Below are 15699 nucleotides of genomic sequence, written 5' to 3'. Positions count from 1 at the left end.
CCTCGACGACACGCCGAGCCGGGAGGTTCCCGGCTTGACTCGATCTCAAGGCTGCATCTCAAGGCGGCGGGCGCGGATCGGTCCCGCCGCCGCCTTGTTGCCAGTCCCCGGAACCTGCTTGCATGCCCGTCCGCCCGCTGATCCTCTATCCCGATGCGCGTCTGCACCGGGCGGCTGAACCCGCCGCCGCGGCCGGGGAGGCCTTGCGCGCGCTCGCGGCGGACGTGCTCGACACCCTCGGCGCCGTCTCGGCGATGGGGTTGACCGCGATCCATATCGGGCGCCCGGAGCGGGTGGTGGTGATCCGGCTTCAGCCGGACGAGCCGCACGCGGTCTACGTCGATCCCGTCGTCGCCTGGGCCTCGCCCGAGCGGGCCGCGCATCCGGAGGGAAGCGTCTCGATGCCGGGCGTGGTCGAGCCGGTGGAACGGCCGGCCCGGATCCGGGTGCGCTACCGCGATCTCGACGGCGCCGAGCACGAGGAGGAGGCCGAGGGCCTGCGCGCCGCCTGCCTGCAGCACGAGATCGACCAACTCGCTGGCATTTTCTGGATCGACCGGCTGACCCGGCTGCGCCGCGACCGGGTTCTCAAGCGCTACGCCAAGCTGCGGGCGCAGCAGGCGCGCGCGGGATCGTGAGGTGTCGCCCCTTGCGTGCAAGGCTCGGTCCGGGGCGTCGGGCATGGTATGCCGAACCTCGGCGTCTCGTCCCGAAAACGGCCATCGCCGTCCGCGACGAGGCTCCACCGTCCGAGATCGATCCATGTCCCGCCTGCCGCACGTCGCCCTCCGAGCCCTCGCCCCGGCGGCCCTGGCCGCCGTCACCCTCGTGCTGTCCGCGCCCGGCGCCGCCGCGCAGGGGACCGGGCAGGGGACGGGGGCGCGGGCGGGCGATCAGAAGGCCGCGGCCCGGCCCGCTTCCGTGGTCGGCTGCACCTCGCTGGCCAACCTGCGCGGACTCCTGCGCAGCGCGGGCGAGGACCGCGCCGCCGCACTCGCGGTCGCGAGCGATCCGAAATCCGATCTCGGCTGCAGCGCGGTGGACCGCGCCACGGTCACGGGGCTCGCCGACCATGTCGCCCTCAACGGCCGCGCCTACGATTGCCTCACCCTCAAGGGCACGGCGGTGTGCCACTGGACGGTGGCGGGCGCCGTCACGCCGCCCGAGCGACCGGCAGGCAAGCCGGCCCGCGGCAAGTAGGCTCGGGCGCGAGGGGCGCCTCAGAACCGTGCCGTCAGGAACAGGCGGAGGTTGCGGCCCGGCAGCAGGATCTCGTCCTTCTTGAACGAGGCCGAGTTGCGGATGTCGTCGTCGAGCAGGTTGCGGCCCTGGAGCCCGAGCGTCACCTCCGTGGCGCCGTAGACCGCGGGGTCGAGCGCCTGGGTGTAGGCGAGTTCGGCGCGGAGATCGTTCCAGCCCGGCGTCGTCGTCTCGAACGGGGCGATCTCGGTGTGGTCGAAGGCGTGGAGCAGGTTGATCCGCGCGAACCAGCCATTGGCCCGCACGAAGGCGCCGCCGCCGAGCCGGTGCGGCGGGATGCGCGGCACGAAGCTGCCGTCGTCGAACCGGGCGCGGACGAAGTCGTACTGCGCCTCGATTCCGGCCCAGCCGTCGCCGACGGGGAAAAGATCGAGCTGCGCTCCGATCTCGGCGCCGTAGAAGCTGGCATTGGCCTGCGAGTAGACGATCTGGCGCAGCTCGTCGCCGGAGCCGCAGGAGCCGAAATCGTCGTCGCAGCGGTTGCCGGTGTCGCGCCGGAAGATGAAGCCGGTGTAGCGGGTGACGTAGCCGGTGGCGTCGAGCCGCAGCGGCCCGTCCGCCCGGCGGAGGGAAATCTCGGCGGTGCGGGCGCGCTCCAGCCGCAGGGTCGGGTCGCCGATCTCGAAGGTCGCCGAGGCGTGGTGCGGCCCCTGCGAGAACAGTTCGGGGCCGGTGGGCGCACGCTCGACATAGGAGCCGTTGAGGCTCGCCACGAAGCCATAGGGCAGATCCTGCAGGGCGCCGATGCTGGCGCTCTTCGGGGCGAAGCGGCGCGTCAGGGCGTAGCTGAACGGGTCTCCGTCCGTCGGAAGGTAGCTGCCGGGGAACTGCGTCGCGATGCTGTTGAGCCGGTCGCCCTCGATCCGGCCCGCGGCCTGGAACCGGAGGCCGCCGCCGACCGCCAGTTCCTCGAACAGGTAGGCCGCCAGCACCCGCGACTCGGTCGGCGGCAGGAAGCTTTCGAGCTGCGAGTTGAGCACCCGCCGGCTCGTCTGGACGCCGACCGCGCCGGTGAGCGTGCCGAGCGCGGTGAAGACCGGCACGTGCTGCGCCTCGACCCTCGCCTCGACCTCGCGGTTCTTGAAGATCGCCTGCACGCCCTCGCCGGCCGGCCCCTCATGCGCGTGGTCATGGTCGTGATCGTGGTCGTCGTGCCCGTGGCTGTGGCCGAAGCCGATCTCCTCGTGGCGGTAGACCGAGCCGCCGGCCCAGAAGCGCAGCACCTCGAACGGGCCTTCCAGCGGGCGATATTCGCCGCGGGCGAGCACGCGGTCCTCGTTGGGGTTGAGCCGGGTGCGGGCCTCCTCCGCCTCGCCGCCGGGGATCTGATAGAGCGCGTTGAAGTGGCTGTAGGAGATGCCGAGGAAGCCGCGGTCGCCGATGGCCGAGATGCCGACCGAGCCCCCTTGCGTCTCGGTCGCCGAGTTGCGCTGGATGCCGCCGGGGATCGCATAGGAATCGGTCGCGGTCGCGAACCCGTCGGCGTGGACCGCGATGCCGTTGGCGCCCGCATCGACGCTGGCCGCGCCGAGCCGGCCGTTGTCGACCGTGGTGTATCCTGTCGTAACCTGGCCCGTGATCCCGCGGGCGGGAATGAAGGTCGGCACCTGATTGTTCTCGGCCGAGACCACGCCGCCGATCGCGCCCGAGCCGTAGCGCAGCGTGGCGGGGCCCCGGATCACCTCGATCCGGCTGGCGTTGAGCGGGTTGACCGGCACCGCGTGGTCCTCGCCAAGATCCGACACGCCGCCGTTGACGATGCCGTTCTCCTGGATGCGGACCCGGGCGTTGTCGAGGCCGCGGATGATCGGCCGCGAGGCCGCCCCCGGCGCGTAGGTCGAGGCGGAGATGCCGGGCCGGTCGGCCAGCGCGTCGCCGAGCGTGCGCGGCTGGTCGCGGGCGATCCGATCCTGCGGCACCACGGTGACCGGCGAGAAGGTGTTCGTCACCACCGGCAACACCTCGGCCGCCCGGGCGAACGGCACGGCGGGGGAGGGAGCCGCCGGAGCGGCGGGCCGGCCCTGAATCGGGCTCACCGAGGTCACGCTGATCTCCTCCAGCGTGGCCGCCTCCTGCGCCCGCGCCGAGAGCACGGTTCCGGGGACACCCGTCAGCACCGCCCCCGCCGCCAACAGCATCCGTCCCGAACGTCCGCGTCGCATTCCCGTCGATCCAACCTTGTCACGTTACAATGTTTCATCGCGAGGATGTTACAATGTTGCAAGGCTTATCTGCCGCCGTCCCGGCGGGGGCGGGTGGGTGTGACCGGCCTGCATCAGGCGGCGATCCGGTGCGCTGCTGCACGGTGCGCGCCCCGTAACCCGGCGCGGGGCGTCGCAGGTGCTTGTGCCGCGCGGAGCTGGACGTGACATTGGGGTCCCCGGAGATGGTGCCGCCTGTCCGGATCGATCTTTCCGGAACCCGATGCCCACCGACGTGCTCCTGTCCGCCCTCCGCTTCCTCCTTTTCGGCCTCGGCCTCCTCATCCTTCTCTTCCTCGTTCCGCTCGCGACCCACGCCCTGTGGTGGACCGCGAAGGGCGGACGCGCGGAAAGCTGGTCGACGGCGGATTGGTCGAGCGCCGGGCTGCTCCCGCCGGCTGCGGCCGTGCCGGGGGCGATGGTGCGGGTCTACGCCGCCCGGGTCGGGCGCTGGCGGGGCATCTTCGCCCATCACAGTTGGGTGGTGGTCAAGGAGGCGGGCGCTGCTCGCTACAACCGCTACGACGTGGTCGGCTGGGGCAGGCCGGTGCGCACCGACGCCTACGCGCCGGACGGGCGCTGGTTCGGCAACGAGCCGGAGATCGTACTCGGGCTCGACGGCGAGGCGGCGGCGCGGGCGATCCCCGAAATCCGCGCGGCGGTGGCGGACTATCCCCACCGCAGCCAGGGCTCGTATCAAGCGTGGCCGGGCCCGAACTCGAACACCTTCGCCGCCCATGTCGTCGCGCGCATCCCCGACAACGACGTACCGCTGCCGCCCACCGCGCTCGGCAAGGACTGGACGCCGCCGGGCCGCATCGCCGAAATCACCCCGAGCGGCACGGGCTTGCGCCTGTCCTGGCGCGGCTATGTCGGCCTCACGATCGGCTGGGTCGATGGGCTGGAGCTCAACCTGCTCGGCGCGGTGGCCGGCCTCGACTGGCGCCGCCCGGCCCTCAAGCTGCCGGGTTGGGGCCGGATCGCCCTGATCCCCGGCGGCGACGCGGACAAGGCGGTGCCGGCGGCGGAACCGGAGCGCCGCCCGGCTGCGGATTCCGTTTCCGGCTGAGCCGGCGTCGCGGCGGGCTCAACGCCGCGACGACTTCTGCTGCGGCAGGGTCACGTCGCCCTGCCACTGGCTGGCGAAATCCAGCGCCGAGCTGTAGGCGACCGAGAAGTTGCCCTTGCCCTTCACGCCCGTGAAGGCACCGGTGGCCGTACGCTCCGGGGTGATGCGCCGGACGCCCGATCCGTGATACGAGCCGGCGGACCGGACCGCGATACCGGCACCGCCCCACGGACACGATGACCGACCTTTCCCTCCGCCCGGCGCAAAGCCATGACCGCGACGCGATCTGGTCGATCCTCGAGCCGATCCTGCGGCAGGGCGAGACCTACGCCCTGCCGCAGGACTGGGACGGTGAGCGGGCGCTCGCCTACTGGTTCTCCCCGGCCCACCATGTCTTCGTTGCGGAACGTGCGGGCGCGGTGCTGGGCAGCTACTATGTCCGCGCCAACCAGCTCGGCCCCGGCGACCACATCGCCAACGGCACCTACGCCACGCATCCCGAGGCGCGGGGGCGGGGCATCGCCCGCGCCATGGGCCTGCATTCCTTCGAGACCGCCCGGTCGCTGGGCTTTTCCGCGATGCAGTTCAATCTCGTCGTCGCCACCAACACCCACGCCGTCGCACTCTGGACCAGCCTCGGCCTCAGGGAGGTCGGCCGCCTGCCCGGCGTGTTCCGCCATCCCACCCTCGGGCCGGTCGATGCGCTGGTGATGCACCGCCCCCTGTAACCCGCCTCCATTGAACACGGCCGCGCTTGGGGCAGATTGAGCCTCGCGCACCGTGAGAGGTGTGGGGAGGGCCCGTGCCTTGAGCTTCCTGATCTGCCTCGCGGCGCTCTTCTTCCTGATGGGGATCGCCTATCGCGGCTTCTCGGTGATCCTGTTCGCGCCGGTCGCCGCCATGGGCGCGGTGCTGCTGACCGATCCGGCCGCCGTGCCGACTCTGTTCTCCGGGTTGTTCATGGAGAAGCTGGTCGGCTTCCTGAAGCTGTACTTTCCCGTCTTCCTGCTCGGCGCCGTGTTCGGCAAGCTCATCGAGATCTCAGGATTCGCCCGCTCCATCGTCGGCGCCGTCACCGGGCTCTTGGGCGAGGGCAGGGCGATCGTCGCGATCGTGCTGGTGGGCGCGATCCTCACCTATGGCGGCGTCTCGCTGTTCGTGGCGGTGTTCGCGGTCTACCCCTTCGCCGCCGAGCTGTTTCGCCGCTCGAACATCCCCAAGCGCCTGATCCCCGGCACGATCGCGCTCGGCGCCTTCACCTTCACCATGGACACCCTGCCGGGCACCCCGCAGATCCAGAACATCATCCCGGCCTCCTTCTTCAAGACCGACGCCTACGCCGCCCCGTGGCTCGGCGTCATCGGTGCGCTCTTCGTGTTCGCGGTCGGCGTCGCCTATCTCGAGTGGCGCCGCCGCTCCGCCGGGGACGAGGGCTACGGCGAGGGCCACACCAACGAGCCGCAGGCGGTCGAGGACAAGGTCGTCATCCACCCCGCGGTGGCGATCCTGCCGCTCCTCATCGTCGGGATCGGCAACAAGCTCCTGCTCGCCTGGATCACCGCAGCTTACGGCGAGCAGGCGAGCGCGGCACTGACGCCGGAGATGGCGGCCCATCCCGTGACCGTCCAAGTCAAGACCGTGGCGGCGATCTGGGCGGTCCAGGGTGCGCTGCTTCTCGGCATCCTCGCCACCGTGATCCTCGGATACCGCAACCTCGCGGAGCGCTTCTCCGATGGCTCGAAGGCGGCGGTGGCCGGCTCGCTGCTCGCCGGCATGAACACCGCCACCGAATACGGCTTCGGCGCGGTCATCGCCGCGCTCCCCGGCTTCAAGGTGATCTCGGACGCGCTCTCGGCGATCCCCAACCCGCTGATCAACGAGGCGGTGACGGTCAACGTACTGGCCGGCGTCACCGGCTCGGCCTCGGGCGGACTCTCGATCGCGCTCGGCGCCCTGTCGGGCCGCTTCGTCGAGGCGGCGCAGGCCGCCGGCATCCCGCTCGAAGTGATGCACCGGGTCGCCTCCATGGCGAGCGGCGGCATGGACACGCTCCCCCATAACGGCGCCGTCATCACCCTGCTCGCCGTCACCGGGCTGACCCACCGCCAGTCCTACGGCGACATCTTCGCGATCACGATCATCAAGACCGTGGCCGTCTTTTTCGTGATCGGGGTCTACTACCTGACCGGATTGGTCTAGGGCCATACCCGCCCACGTTGCGCGAAGGGCCGACAGACGCTGCGCGCAAGCGATCGTCCGTCGAGGCAAAGGCCGGTTCGGCGCAGCGGGGCGCGCGAAAAACCACCGGGAGGAGCCTGCCCGAATGAGCACCACCGCCACCCTGCCGTCCGGGCGGGCTCCGCTCCACAAGTCCCTGTTCGTGCAGGTGATCGCCGGGCTCCTGGCCGGCATCCTCGTCGGCGTGCTGGCGCCCGGCTTGGCCGGGGAGCTGAAGGTCCTGAGCGACGCCTTCCTCCGGCTGATCGCGATGATCGTGGCGCCGATCGTGTTCTGCGTCGTCGTGCACGGCATCGCCGGGGCGGGTGACCTCGGGAAGGTCGGGCGGGTCGGCGTGAAGGCGCTGATCTATTTCGAGGCGATGACGAGCGTGGCCCTCGTGCTCGGGCTCGTGCTCGCCTACCTCGTCGGGCCGGGCCACGGCATGAACATCGATGTCGCGAACCTCGATGCCGGCGCCCTCGGCGGCTACGCCGATTCCGCGCAGAAGCTGCAAGGCGGCGGCATCGCCCATTTCCTCCTGGCCATCATTCCCCGGACCGCCTTCGACGCCTTCGCCCGCAACGACGTCCTGCAGGTGCTGTTCTTCGCCGTGCTGTTCGGGGTGAGCCTCGCGCTGGTCGGCGGCGAGAAGGCCCGGGCGGTCTCGGACCTGATCGACGCGCTGGCCACGGTGCTGTTCAAGGCCATGGGGCTGATCGTGCGGGTAGCCCCGCTCGGGGTGTTCGGCGCCGTCGCCTACACGGTCGGACGCTACGGCATCGGCTCGCTGGCGCAGCTCCTCTCGCTCGTGGCCCTGTTCTACGTCGCGGTGGCTTTGTTCGTGTTCGTGATCCTCGGCACGGTGATGCGGCTTGCGGGCCTCAGCCTCGTCAAGCTCCTGACCTACCTGCGCGAGGAGTTGACCATCGTGCTCGGCACCGGCTCGTCCGACGCGGTGCTGCCGCAGATCATGCGCAAGCTCGTACACCTCGGGGTGAAGGAGTCCACCGTCGGCCTCGTGGTGCCCACGGGCTACTCCTTCAACCTCGACGCCTTCTCGATCTACCTGACGCTGGCCGTGGTCTTCATCGCGCAGGCGACCAACACGCCGCTCTCCTTCAGCGACCTGATGCTCGTGCTCGGCGTCTCGCTGGTCACCTCGAAGGGCGCCCACGGCGTGCCGGGCTCGGCCATCGTGATCCTGGCCGCGACCCTGAACGCCGTCCCCTCGATTCCCGCGATCGGCCTCGTGCTGGTGCTCTCGGTCGATTGGTTCGTCGGCATCGCCCGGGCGCTGGGCAACCTGATCGGCAATTGCGTCGCCACCGTCGTCGTCGCCGCCTGGGAGGGCGACCTCGACCGGGAGCGTGCCGCGCGGGTGCTCGACGGCCGGGAGAGCGCGGACGCTGCCGCCGGTTAGGGGGAATGCCGGATGCGCGATCGAACGTATCGCCCCGAGGCCGGTTTCCGACCAGGAGGCACCGCACCGGTCGTGACGGGGCCGAGGACGGCACCGGAGTCGGGTATGACGGGAACGGCACTGATCGCGGGGGTCGGCGGCATCGTCGGCAACAATCTCGCCCGGCACCTCGTGGCGCGGGGCTGGACGGTGGAGGGGCTCGCCCGCCGCCCACCTGAAATCGCCGGCGTCACACCGGTCGCCGCCGACCTGCTCGACCCGGAGGCGCTCGCCCGCGCGCTCGACGGGCATCGGCCCAGCAACGTCTTCCTCGCCACCTGGCTGCGCCAGCCGACGGAAGCCGAGAACATCCGCGTCAACGCGGCGATGGTCGCAAACCTCCTCGAAGCGCTCCGCCCGGCGGCAAGCGTGCGCCACGTGGCACTGGTGACCGGGCTCAAGCACTATCTCGGGCCGTTCGAGGACTACGGGAAGGGAAGCCTGCCGCCCACGCCGTTCCGCGAGGACCTGCCGCGCCTGCCCGTCGAGAATTTCTACTACGCGCAGGAGGATGCGGTGTTCGAGGCCGCCGCGCGCCAAAACTTCTCGTGGAGCGTGCACCGCCCGCACACGATCGTCGGCTACGCGCTCGGCAACGCCATGAACATGGGCGTGACGCTGGCCGCCTACGCCACGCTCTGCCGCGAGACCGGGCGACCCTTCCGCTTCCCCGGCTCGGCGGCGCAGTGGAACGGGCTCACCGACGTGACCGATGCGCGGCTGCTCGCCCGCCACCTCGAATGGGCGGCGCTGACGGAGGCCGCGCACAACGAGGCCTTCAACGTCGTCAACGGCGACGTCTTCCGCTGGCAATGGATGTGGGGTCGGCTCGCCCAATGGTTCGGCATCGCGCCCGCGCCCTTCGACGGCGCGGGGAACCCGCTGGAAGCGCAGATGGCGGGGGCCGCCCCGCTCTGGGCCGAACTGGCCGAGCGCCACGGCCTGATCGAGCCCGACCTGAACCGCCTGGCTTCGGCGTGGCACACCGATGCCGATCTCGGCCGGCCGATCGAAGTCGTGACCGACATGAGCAAGAGCCGTCGCCTGGGCTTTCTCGATTACCAGCCTTCGGACGATGCGTTCTTCGACCTGTTCGCGCGGCTGCGGGCGGAGCGGGTCATCCCCTGAGCGGACCTCACCCCACTGTCCCGGCTCTCTGGCGCCGGGTCGGGTGGGTCATGGCTTCCAGTTCGAGCAGATCGTTGAGCTGGGCCTCGGTGAGGAGGCCCTCCTCCAGCACCAGATCCGCCACCGCGCGGTTCTCCTTGAGCGCGCGGCGGGCGATGCGGGAGCTGGCCTCGTAGCCGAGCGTCGGCGCGAGCGCCGTGACGAGGCCGATCGAGCCCTGGACGAGGCTGCGGCAGCGCTCGCGGTCGGCCTCGATGCCGTCGACGCAGCGCTTGGTCAGGGTGTCGATGGCGGCCGTCAGCATCCGCAAAGAGCTCAGTACGCAATAGCCGATGGTCGGCTCGAAGGCGTTGAGCTGGAGCTGGCCGCCCTCGGCGCAGAGCGTCACCGTGAGGTCGTAGCCGATCACCATGTAGGCGACTTGGTTGACCACCTCAGGGATCACCGGGTTGACCTTGCCCGGCATGATCGAGGAGCCGGCCTGCACCGCCGGCAGCCGGATCTCACCGAACCCCGTGCGGGGACCGGACGAGAGCAGGCGCAGGTCGTTGCAGATCTTGGACAGCTTGACCGCGACGCGTTTCAGGACGCCGGAGAACAGCACGAAGGCGCCGAGATCCGAGGTCGCCTCGATCAGGTTCGAGGCCAGCACCATCGGCTGGCCGGCGAGCCGCGACAGCTCCTCCACGGCCAGCGCGGCGTAGCGCGGGTCGGCGTTGATCCCGGTGCCGATCGCGGTCGCCCCGAGATTCACCTCGCGGAACAGGCCGACGATCTCGGTCAGCCGCGCCACGTCCTCCTTGATCGTGGCGTGGAAGCCGTCGAACTCCTGGCCCAGCGTCATCGGCACCGCGTCCTGGAGCTGGGTGCGGCCCATCTTGAGCACGTCGGCGAACTCCACCGCCTTGCTCTTGAAGGCGTAGGCGAGGTCGTCGAGCGCCTTCACCAGCGGTTGCGTGGCGAAGATCACCGCGAGCCGCAACGCCGTCGGGTAGGCGTCGTTGGTGGATTGGGCCATGTTGACGTCGTCGTTGGGGTGCAAAGCGGCGTAGTCGCCCGGCGCCCGGCCCATCAGGCGCAAGCCGACATTGGCGATGACCTCGTTGGCGTTCATGTTGGTCGAGGTGCCGGCCCCGCCCTGGATCGCGTCGACCACGAAGGATTCGGCGTAAACCGGATCGGTCGCGACGAGGGTGCAGGCCTCCTCGATGATCTTCGCCTTCCCCTTCGGCAGGGTGCCGAGCCGGTGGTTGGACCGCGCCGCGGCCTGCTTCACCAGGGCCAGCGCCCGCACCAGGTCCGGGTAATGGCCCACCGACACGCCGGTGATCGGGAAGTTCGCCACCGCCCGCTTGGTGTGGATGCCCCACAGGGCATCGACCGGCACCTCGCCGTCCCCGAGCAGGTCGTGCTCCGAGCGGGTCTTCGCCCCCTCCATCGCCACCTTGCGCACGGTGGCGACGGCGAGATCCTCCTCCTGGGGTGGCGTCTCCGCGGCAGCCCTTGCCGCCGTCCCGCGCGCGTCCGGGCGGGCGGCCTTCTCGGCCGCCGCGATGGCCGCGGCCTTCATCTCGGCCTTGGCCGCCTTCTTTCCCGTACCGCCTGTACCGCTGGGCTTCCCGGCCGCACCCTTTGCTTTCCCGGCCGCACCCCTGGCCTTCTTGACCTCACCCTGGCCGCCGGCCGCATCCTTGGCGGAGCGCTTGGCCTTGGTGTCGGATGCCGTCTTCGCCACGGAAGTCTCCCCCGATGCGTCGATCCGGCCGAATCCTCGATGTCAGCGGCCGGTGACCGTCGGGTCTGTGTTCAGATCTTGGCGCGCCGGACTGTCAACCGCTCTCAGTCTGGTTGACGTGTCAGCAGTCCCGCGTCGTCAGCCTTCGCACGCACGACGCGGGACCGGGGTGAGGGGTTAGAAGAAAAAGGTCGTGTTGAGATAGCCGTAGAAGGTGTCGCCGGTATCGGGCGCGTTGGGGGCGTTGCGCAGGAAGTCGTCCTTGGCGAGATAGGCGAGACCCGTATCGAGGAGCATCGTGTCGGGGATGATCCAGTAGCGCACGCGTCCCTCGATCTGGTGGCCGGCGAAGGTGCCGGAGCGGCCGGTGCGGTCGCGGATCAGGGTCGCGGCGAAGGTGTCGGTGGCGCTCTCCAGCCAGAGCGGCCGGTAGGCGATGAAGGCGTCCCAGACCGGGCTCGGGGTGATCTCGGCGCGGATCGCGGGCGAGATCAGGTTGGCGCGCTGCACCGGGCCGTAGAGGCCGGTCGGGCCGTACTCGAAGCGCCGGGCGCCGAACAGGGTGTCGAAGCGGCTGAACTTGCCGTCGTTGGCCCGGTCGCCGCTGGCGTGGTCGTAGTGCAGCGAAAACCGCGGCTTCCATTCGTGGTCGAGGGTGTAGCCGACCTCGGCGTGGACGAAGTAGGCCGAGACGGTGAGGTCGCGCAGGTCGGCGGCCGAGGCGGTCTCGCGGGCTAGCCCGGTCTGGTAGATCCCCTCGAGATCGTAGTCGAACTCGCCGACCCGCGGCTGGCGGGCCAGCCGCAGGCCGGGGGTGAACAGGCGCCGGTCGCGGGTCTGGACCGAGCGCAGGCCGGTGCCCGAATCCTGCTCGTAGAGGCCGTAGCCGTAGAGTTCGAACGTGCCGCCGAAGATGCCCGCGAAGGTGTAGGAGGCGCCGAACAATTGCAGGTTCAGGCTCTCGCGGTCGAACTCGATGCCGTTGTCGAGGATGCCGTTGACGTCGTCCGGCAGGCGGGTATGCGGCATCGACCACAGGGCGGTGAACTTGTCCTTGTTCGCGCCCTGCCAGTCGAAGGTCACACCGGTATAGGCGTTGATGGTGTTGCGGAACTGCTGGCGCGAGACGAGGCGGCGCGAGCCGATGTTCTTGGTGAAACGGCCGACCGTGAGGTTGCTCTTCGAGCCGTTGTCACCGAGATCGCCCGTGTCGAAGTTGAGATAGGCTTGGCCGGGCTCGAGAGCGTTGATCTCCGTGGTGAAGGCGGAGGAGTTGCGCTGCTGGAAATAGCCGCGGCTGTCGAACAGCTCGACGCCGAGGCGTACAGGTCCCTTGATCCCGTACTCCACATGCAGGGTGGTGAGGTACGAGTTCAGGATGTCGTTGGCGGGGAAGGTCGGCACCGGGCGGAACTGGTTGGCGATGCCCTCCACCCGCGGCCGGAACGAGCCGCTGATGCGCCAGTTCTCCGGCTCGCCGAGCCCCTTGTAGAGGAAGTTCGGCGGCTTCACCGGCATGGCCGCGAAGTAGGGGCCGTCCTGCTTCTTGCGGGACGCCGCGATCCCGGCCTGCACCTTGGCGGTCGCGGCCTCCGTGGCCGTGACGGGCCGTGTTTCCAGGGGGCCGGCAAAGGGTCCGCTCTGGGCCAGCACCGGACCGATGAAGAGGGGAATGGAGGCGCCGGCAAGTAACGACGCGCAGAGAACCGACCGCTTCACCACACCGCTCCTGTTCTTTCGCAGAGTTCGTCCGAGGGCGGTTAGTGATTGCTTGGTCTGGTATACCAGCGCAAGAACTGCCTTTTGGATCGATGCATTTTGTCGAAGCGGCGCCGGGCCGGAGATCCGGCCGGGACCGGTTTTCCACACGGCGCCGGGAGCGCAAAACAAAATAAAATCAGGGATTTGAGTTTCTTGATTTAATCCGCCCCATGGGTCGGTCGCTTGTCCCCCGTCTGCAACGGATGGAACGGAACGTCAGAAGTACTTGGATTTCTCGGGATTAAATTCGAATTTTCCTGTTGCGGCGCGGAGCGGGCTTCGTGCCGCAACCGTTCCGTGCAGGCTGATGGCGGGCTCGGATGGATGACAAGCCCGTGTCCCGGCCCCACTATGGGTTCGCCGCCGCCCGCGGGTGGCGGCGCGTCAAGTCCCGTGTTCGGAAGGTCCGCCGATGCGCCTCAAGGCCGCGCTCCTGCTCACCGCTTTCGCCGCGGCCGCCTGTTCGCCGGCCCGTGCGCAGGATCTTTCCGGCAATGACTTGTCCGGCACGCTGAAGAAGGTGCGGGAGGCCCGCGCCATCACCATCGGCCACCGCGACGCCTCGGTGCCGTTCTCCTATCTCGACGGCAATCAGAAGCCGGTGGGCTACGCCTACGAGATCTGCCTGAAGGTGGCGGATGCGGTCAAAGCGCATCTGAGGCTCGACACGCTGGAGGTGCGGCTCAACCCCGTCACCTCCGCCACCCGCATCCCGCTGATCGCCAACGGGACCATCGACCTCGAATGCGGCTCGACCACCAACAACGCCGACCGGCAGCGGCAGGCGGCCTTCACCAACACCCACTTCCTCACCGCGACGCGCTTCGTCGCCAAGCGGGAGAAGGGGCTCGACAAGACCGACGACCTCAAGGGCCGCACCGTGGTCTCGACCTCGGGCACCACCAACATCCGCCAGATCAACGAGATCAACACCGCCCGCGGCCTCGGGATGCGGATCCTGCCGGCCAAGGACCATGCCGAGGCTTTCCTGATGGTCGAGACCGGCCGCGCCGACGCCTTCGTGATGGACGACGTGCTGCTCGCCGCCCTCGTCGCCGGCTCGAAGACGCCCGACGCCTACGCGATCTCCTCGGAGGCGCAGTCGCGGCCCGAGCCCTACGGCATCATGCTGCGCAAGGACGACCCGGCCTTCAAGGCCGTGGTCGATGCCGCCACCGCCGCGCTCTACAAGAGCCCGGAGGGCAAGGCGCTCTACGAGAAGTGGTTCACGCAGCCCATTCCGCCGCGGGGCATCAACCTGAAGCTCCCGATGAGCGAGGCGATGCGGAAGGTCCTGGCCAGCCCCAGCGACAGCCCGGATCCGGCGGCCTACTGACCGTGCCGGCGCGGCTGCGGCCGAGCGAGCTGCGAATGATGGGCGCCCGATGAACTACACCTGGAACTGGGGCATCTTCCTGGAACCGTCGCCCGAGGGCGTCGGCACCTATGCCGACATGCTGCTCTCCGGGCTGGCCTGGACGGTTGTCACCGCCCTCTGTTCCTGGGCCATCGCCTTCAGCCTCGGCTCGGTGGTCGGCGTCATGCGCACGCTGCCCTCGCGCACCGCCAACGCCATCGGCGCGGCCTATGTCGAAGGGTTCCGCAACGTGCCGCTCCTGGTGCAGATGTTCCTGTGGTACTTCGTGCTGCCGGAACTCCTGCCCGCGCGTCTCGGCTCGGCCGTCAAGCAGATCCCGGACGCGCCGTTCATCACGGCGGTTCTCTGCCTCGGCTTCTTCACCGCCGCGCGGGTGGCCGAGCAGGTGCGGGCGGGCATCCGCGCCCTGCCGCGGGGGCAGGCGCAGGCGGGCCTCGCGCTCGGCCTCACCTGGGCTCAGACCTACGGCGCCGTGCTCCTGCCCAACGCCTACCGGATCATCCTGCCGCCGCTCACCTCGGAATTCCTGAACAACCTCAAGAACACCTCGGTCGCGCTCACCATCGGCCTGCTCGAACTCACGGCGCGGGCCCGCTCGATGCAGGAATTCTCGTTCCAGGTGTTCGAGGCCTTCACCGCAGCGACCCTGCTCTATGTGGCCCTCAACCTCGTGGTGATCGCGGGCGCGACCCTGCTGGAGCGGCGCGTGGCCGTGCCGGGCGGGCGCTGATGCTGGCCGGTCTCGACCTTGCCGTCGTCGCCGATTCGCTGCCCTACCTGTTCGGCGAGGGCATGGTGTTCACGCTGACGCTCACCGCGCTCGCGGCGGGCGGCGGCATCGTGCTCGGCACCGGGCTGGCGCTGCTGCGGCTCTCGGGCGTGCCGGGTCTGACGCATACGGCCAAGCTCTATGTCGAGCTGATGCGGTCCCTGCCGCTCGTGCTGGTGATCTTCTGGTTCTACTTCCTCGTGCCCTATCTCGGCGCCTGGGCGATCGGCGCGGACACGCCGATCCGGGTCGGGGCGTTTGCCAGCGCGCTCGTCACCTTCACCCTGTTCGAGGCGGCCTACTTCTCCGAGATCGTGCGGGCCGGCATCCAGTCGATTCCCAAGGGCCAGAGCGCGGCGGCCCGGGCGCTCGGCATGAGCTACGCGCACGTCATGCGGTTCGTAGTGCTGCCGCAGGCGTTCCGCAACATGGTGCCGCTGCTGCTGACGCAGACGATCGTGCTCTTTCAGGACACCTCGCTCGTCTACGTGCTCTCGCTCACCGATTTCCTCGGCGCCGCCTCCAAGGTCGCGCAGCGCGACGGGCGGCTCGTGGAGATGTACCTGTTCGCCGCGCTGGTCTACTTCGCCGTCTGCTTCGCGGCCTCGCTGCTGGTGCGCCGGCTCCAGGCCCGCACGGCGATCGTGCGGTGAGGAATAATCAAGATGAGGGTGGGCCGATGACCGTGCCGCTGACATCGCCGCCGCCGCCCGCCGCGG

13 protein-coding genes are annotated in these 15699 nt (G+C 69.7%); 10 read left to right on the top strand and 3 right to left on the bottom strand.

The features are described from left to right. Window positions 1-122: 122 nt before the first annotated feature. Together MKK50_RS24580 and MKK50_RS24575 are read left to right on the top strand one after the other, a co-directional pair. Complete coding sequence (locus tag MKK50_RS24580; RefSeq protein WP_499025811.1) at window positions 123-638, top strand: peptide deformylase; 516 nt, start codon at window positions 123-125, stop codon at window positions 636-638. Window positions 639-762: 124 nt separating this feature from the next. Beyond that, window positions 763-1200: a hypothetical protein gene (locus MKK50_RS24575; protein ID WP_499025809.1), complete on the top strand. Its 438-nt coding sequence runs from the start codon at window positions 763-765 to the stop codon at window positions 1198-1200. 20 nt (window positions 1201-1220) lie between these two features. Here MKK50_RS24575 and MKK50_RS24570 read toward each other — a convergent pair whose 3' ends face one another. Then, window positions 1221-3398, bottom strand: a complete 2178-nt coding sequence (locus tag MKK50_RS24570; protein WP_499025844.1) for a TonB-dependent receptor — start codon at window positions 3396-3398, stop codon at window positions 1221-1223. 286 nt (window positions 3399-3684) lie between these two features. Between MKK50_RS24570 and MKK50_RS24565 the strand changes: the two genes are divergently transcribed. The 5 genes from MKK50_RS24565 to MKK50_RS24545 all read left to right on the top strand — a co-directional run bounded on the left by MKK50_RS24565 (window position 3685) and on the right by MKK50_RS24545 (window position 9337). Next, complete coding sequence (locus MKK50_RS24565; protein ID WP_499025808.1) at window positions 3685-4530, top strand: DUF3750 domain-containing protein; 846 nt, start codon at window positions 3685-3687, stop codon at window positions 4528-4530. 236 nt (window positions 4531-4766) lie between these two features. Further along, window positions 4767-5258, top strand: coding sequence for a GNAT family N-acetyltransferase (locus MKK50_RS24560; protein ID WP_253370037.1), 492 nt, complete (start codon window positions 4767-4769; stop codon window positions 5256-5258). A 79-nt stretch (window positions 5259-5337) separates the two neighbouring features. Further along, complete coding sequence (locus MKK50_RS24555) at window positions 5338-6729, top strand: GntP family permease (protein ID WP_253370035.1); 1392 nt, start codon at window positions 5338-5340, stop codon at window positions 6727-6729. A 124-nt stretch (window positions 6730-6853) separates the two neighbouring features. Then, entirely contained in the window at window positions 6854-8170 is a 1317-nt protein-coding gene (locus MKK50_RS24550) for a dicarboxylate/amino acid:cation symporter (protein ID WP_499025806.1), read from the top strand. Window positions 8171-8275: 105 nt separating this feature from the next. Continuing rightward, on the top strand, window positions 8276-9337 hold the full coding sequence (locus MKK50_RS24545) for an SDR family oxidoreductase (RefSeq protein ID WP_499025805.1): 1062 nt from the start codon (window positions 8276-8278) through the stop codon (window positions 9335-9337). Between the two features lie 7 nt (window positions 9338-9344). Here MKK50_RS24545 and MKK50_RS24540 read toward each other — a convergent pair whose 3' ends face one another. Next, complete coding sequence (locus MKK50_RS24540; protein WP_499025804.1) at window positions 9345-11072, bottom strand: aspartate ammonia-lyase; 1728 nt, start codon at window positions 11070-11072, stop codon at window positions 9345-9347. A 177-nt stretch (window positions 11073-11249) separates the two neighbouring features. Then, the gene (locus tag MKK50_RS24535) at window positions 11250-12791 is read right to left on the bottom strand and encodes an alginate export family protein (protein ID WP_499025803.1); all 1542 of its coding nucleotides are present in this window, start codon (window positions 12789-12791) and stop codon (window positions 11250-11252) included. Window positions 12792-13245: 454 nt separating this feature from the next. On the opposite strand from MKK50_RS24535, the gene MKK50_RS24530 reads away from it, so the two are divergent. The 3 genes from MKK50_RS24530 to MKK50_RS24520 are packed head-to-tail and all read left to right on the top strand — an operon-like array spanning window position 13246 to window position 15633. Beyond that, complete coding sequence (locus tag MKK50_RS24530) at window positions 13246-14169, top strand: amino acid ABC transporter substrate-binding protein (RefSeq protein WP_499025802.1); 924 nt, start codon at window positions 13246-13248, stop codon at window positions 14167-14169. A gap of 49 nt (window positions 14170-14218) precedes the next feature. Then, complete coding sequence (locus MKK50_RS24525) at window positions 14219-14941, top strand: amino acid ABC transporter permease (RefSeq protein WP_499025801.1); 723 nt, start codon at window positions 14219-14221, stop codon at window positions 14939-14941. After that, window positions 14941-15633, top strand: coding sequence for an amino acid ABC transporter permease (locus tag MKK50_RS24520; protein WP_499025799.1), 693 nt, complete (start codon window positions 14941-14943; stop codon window positions 15631-15633). The genes MKK50_RS24525 and MKK50_RS24520 overlap by 1 nt, the downstream gene beginning before the upstream one ends. Window positions 15634-15699 lie beyond the last annotated feature (66 nt).

This window comes from Methylobacterium sp. J-043, from assembly GCF_022829505.1.
Lineage (GTDB): Bacteria > Pseudomonadota > Alphaproteobacteria > Rhizobiales > Beijerinckiaceae > Methylobacterium > Methylobacterium extorquens_A.
The sequence above is the reverse complement of the archived record's forward strand: the minus strand, read 5'-3'. Positions and strand labels throughout refer to the sequence as shown.

Bases quoted from the DNA above. Each gene is read 5' to 3' on its own strand.
- MKK50_RS24545 (WP_499025805.1), top strand. From the start codon at position 8,276: ATGACGGGAACGGCACTGATCGCGGGGGTCGGCGGCATCGTCGGCAAC.
- MKK50_RS24560 (WP_253370037.1), top strand. From the start codon at position 4,767: ATGACCGACCTTTCCCTCCGCCCGGCGCAAAGCCATGACCGCGACGCG.
- MKK50_RS24570 (WP_499025844.1), bottom strand. From the start codon at position 3,398: ATGCTGTTGGCGGCGGGGGCGGTGCTGACGGGTGTCCCCGGAACCGTG.
- MKK50_RS24565 (WP_499025808.1), top strand. From the start codon at position 3,685: ATGCCCACCGACGTGCTCCTGTCCGCCCTCCGCTTCCTCCTTTTCGGC.
- MKK50_RS24575 (WP_499025809.1), top strand. From the start codon at position 763: ATGTCCCGCCTGCCGCACGTCGCCCTCCGAGCCCTCGCCCCGGCGGCC.
- MKK50_RS24530 (WP_499025802.1), top strand. From the start codon at position 13,246: ATGCGCCTCAAGGCCGCGCTCCTGCTCACCGCTTTCGCCGCGGCCGCC.
- MKK50_RS24525 (WP_499025801.1), top strand. From the start codon at position 14,219: ATGAACTACACCTGGAACTGGGGCATCTTCCTGGAACCGTCGCCCGAG.
- MKK50_RS24580 (WP_499025811.1), top strand. From the start codon at position 123: ATGCCCGTCCGCCCGCTGATCCTCTATCCCGATGCGCGTCTGCACCGG.
- MKK50_RS24520 (WP_499025799.1), top strand. From the start codon at position 14,941: ATGCTGGCCGGTCTCGACCTTGCCGTCGTCGCCGATTCGCTGCCCTAC.
- MKK50_RS24550 (WP_499025806.1), top strand. From the start codon at position 6,854: ATGAGCACCACCGCCACCCTGCCGTCCGGGCGGGCTCCGCTCCACAAG.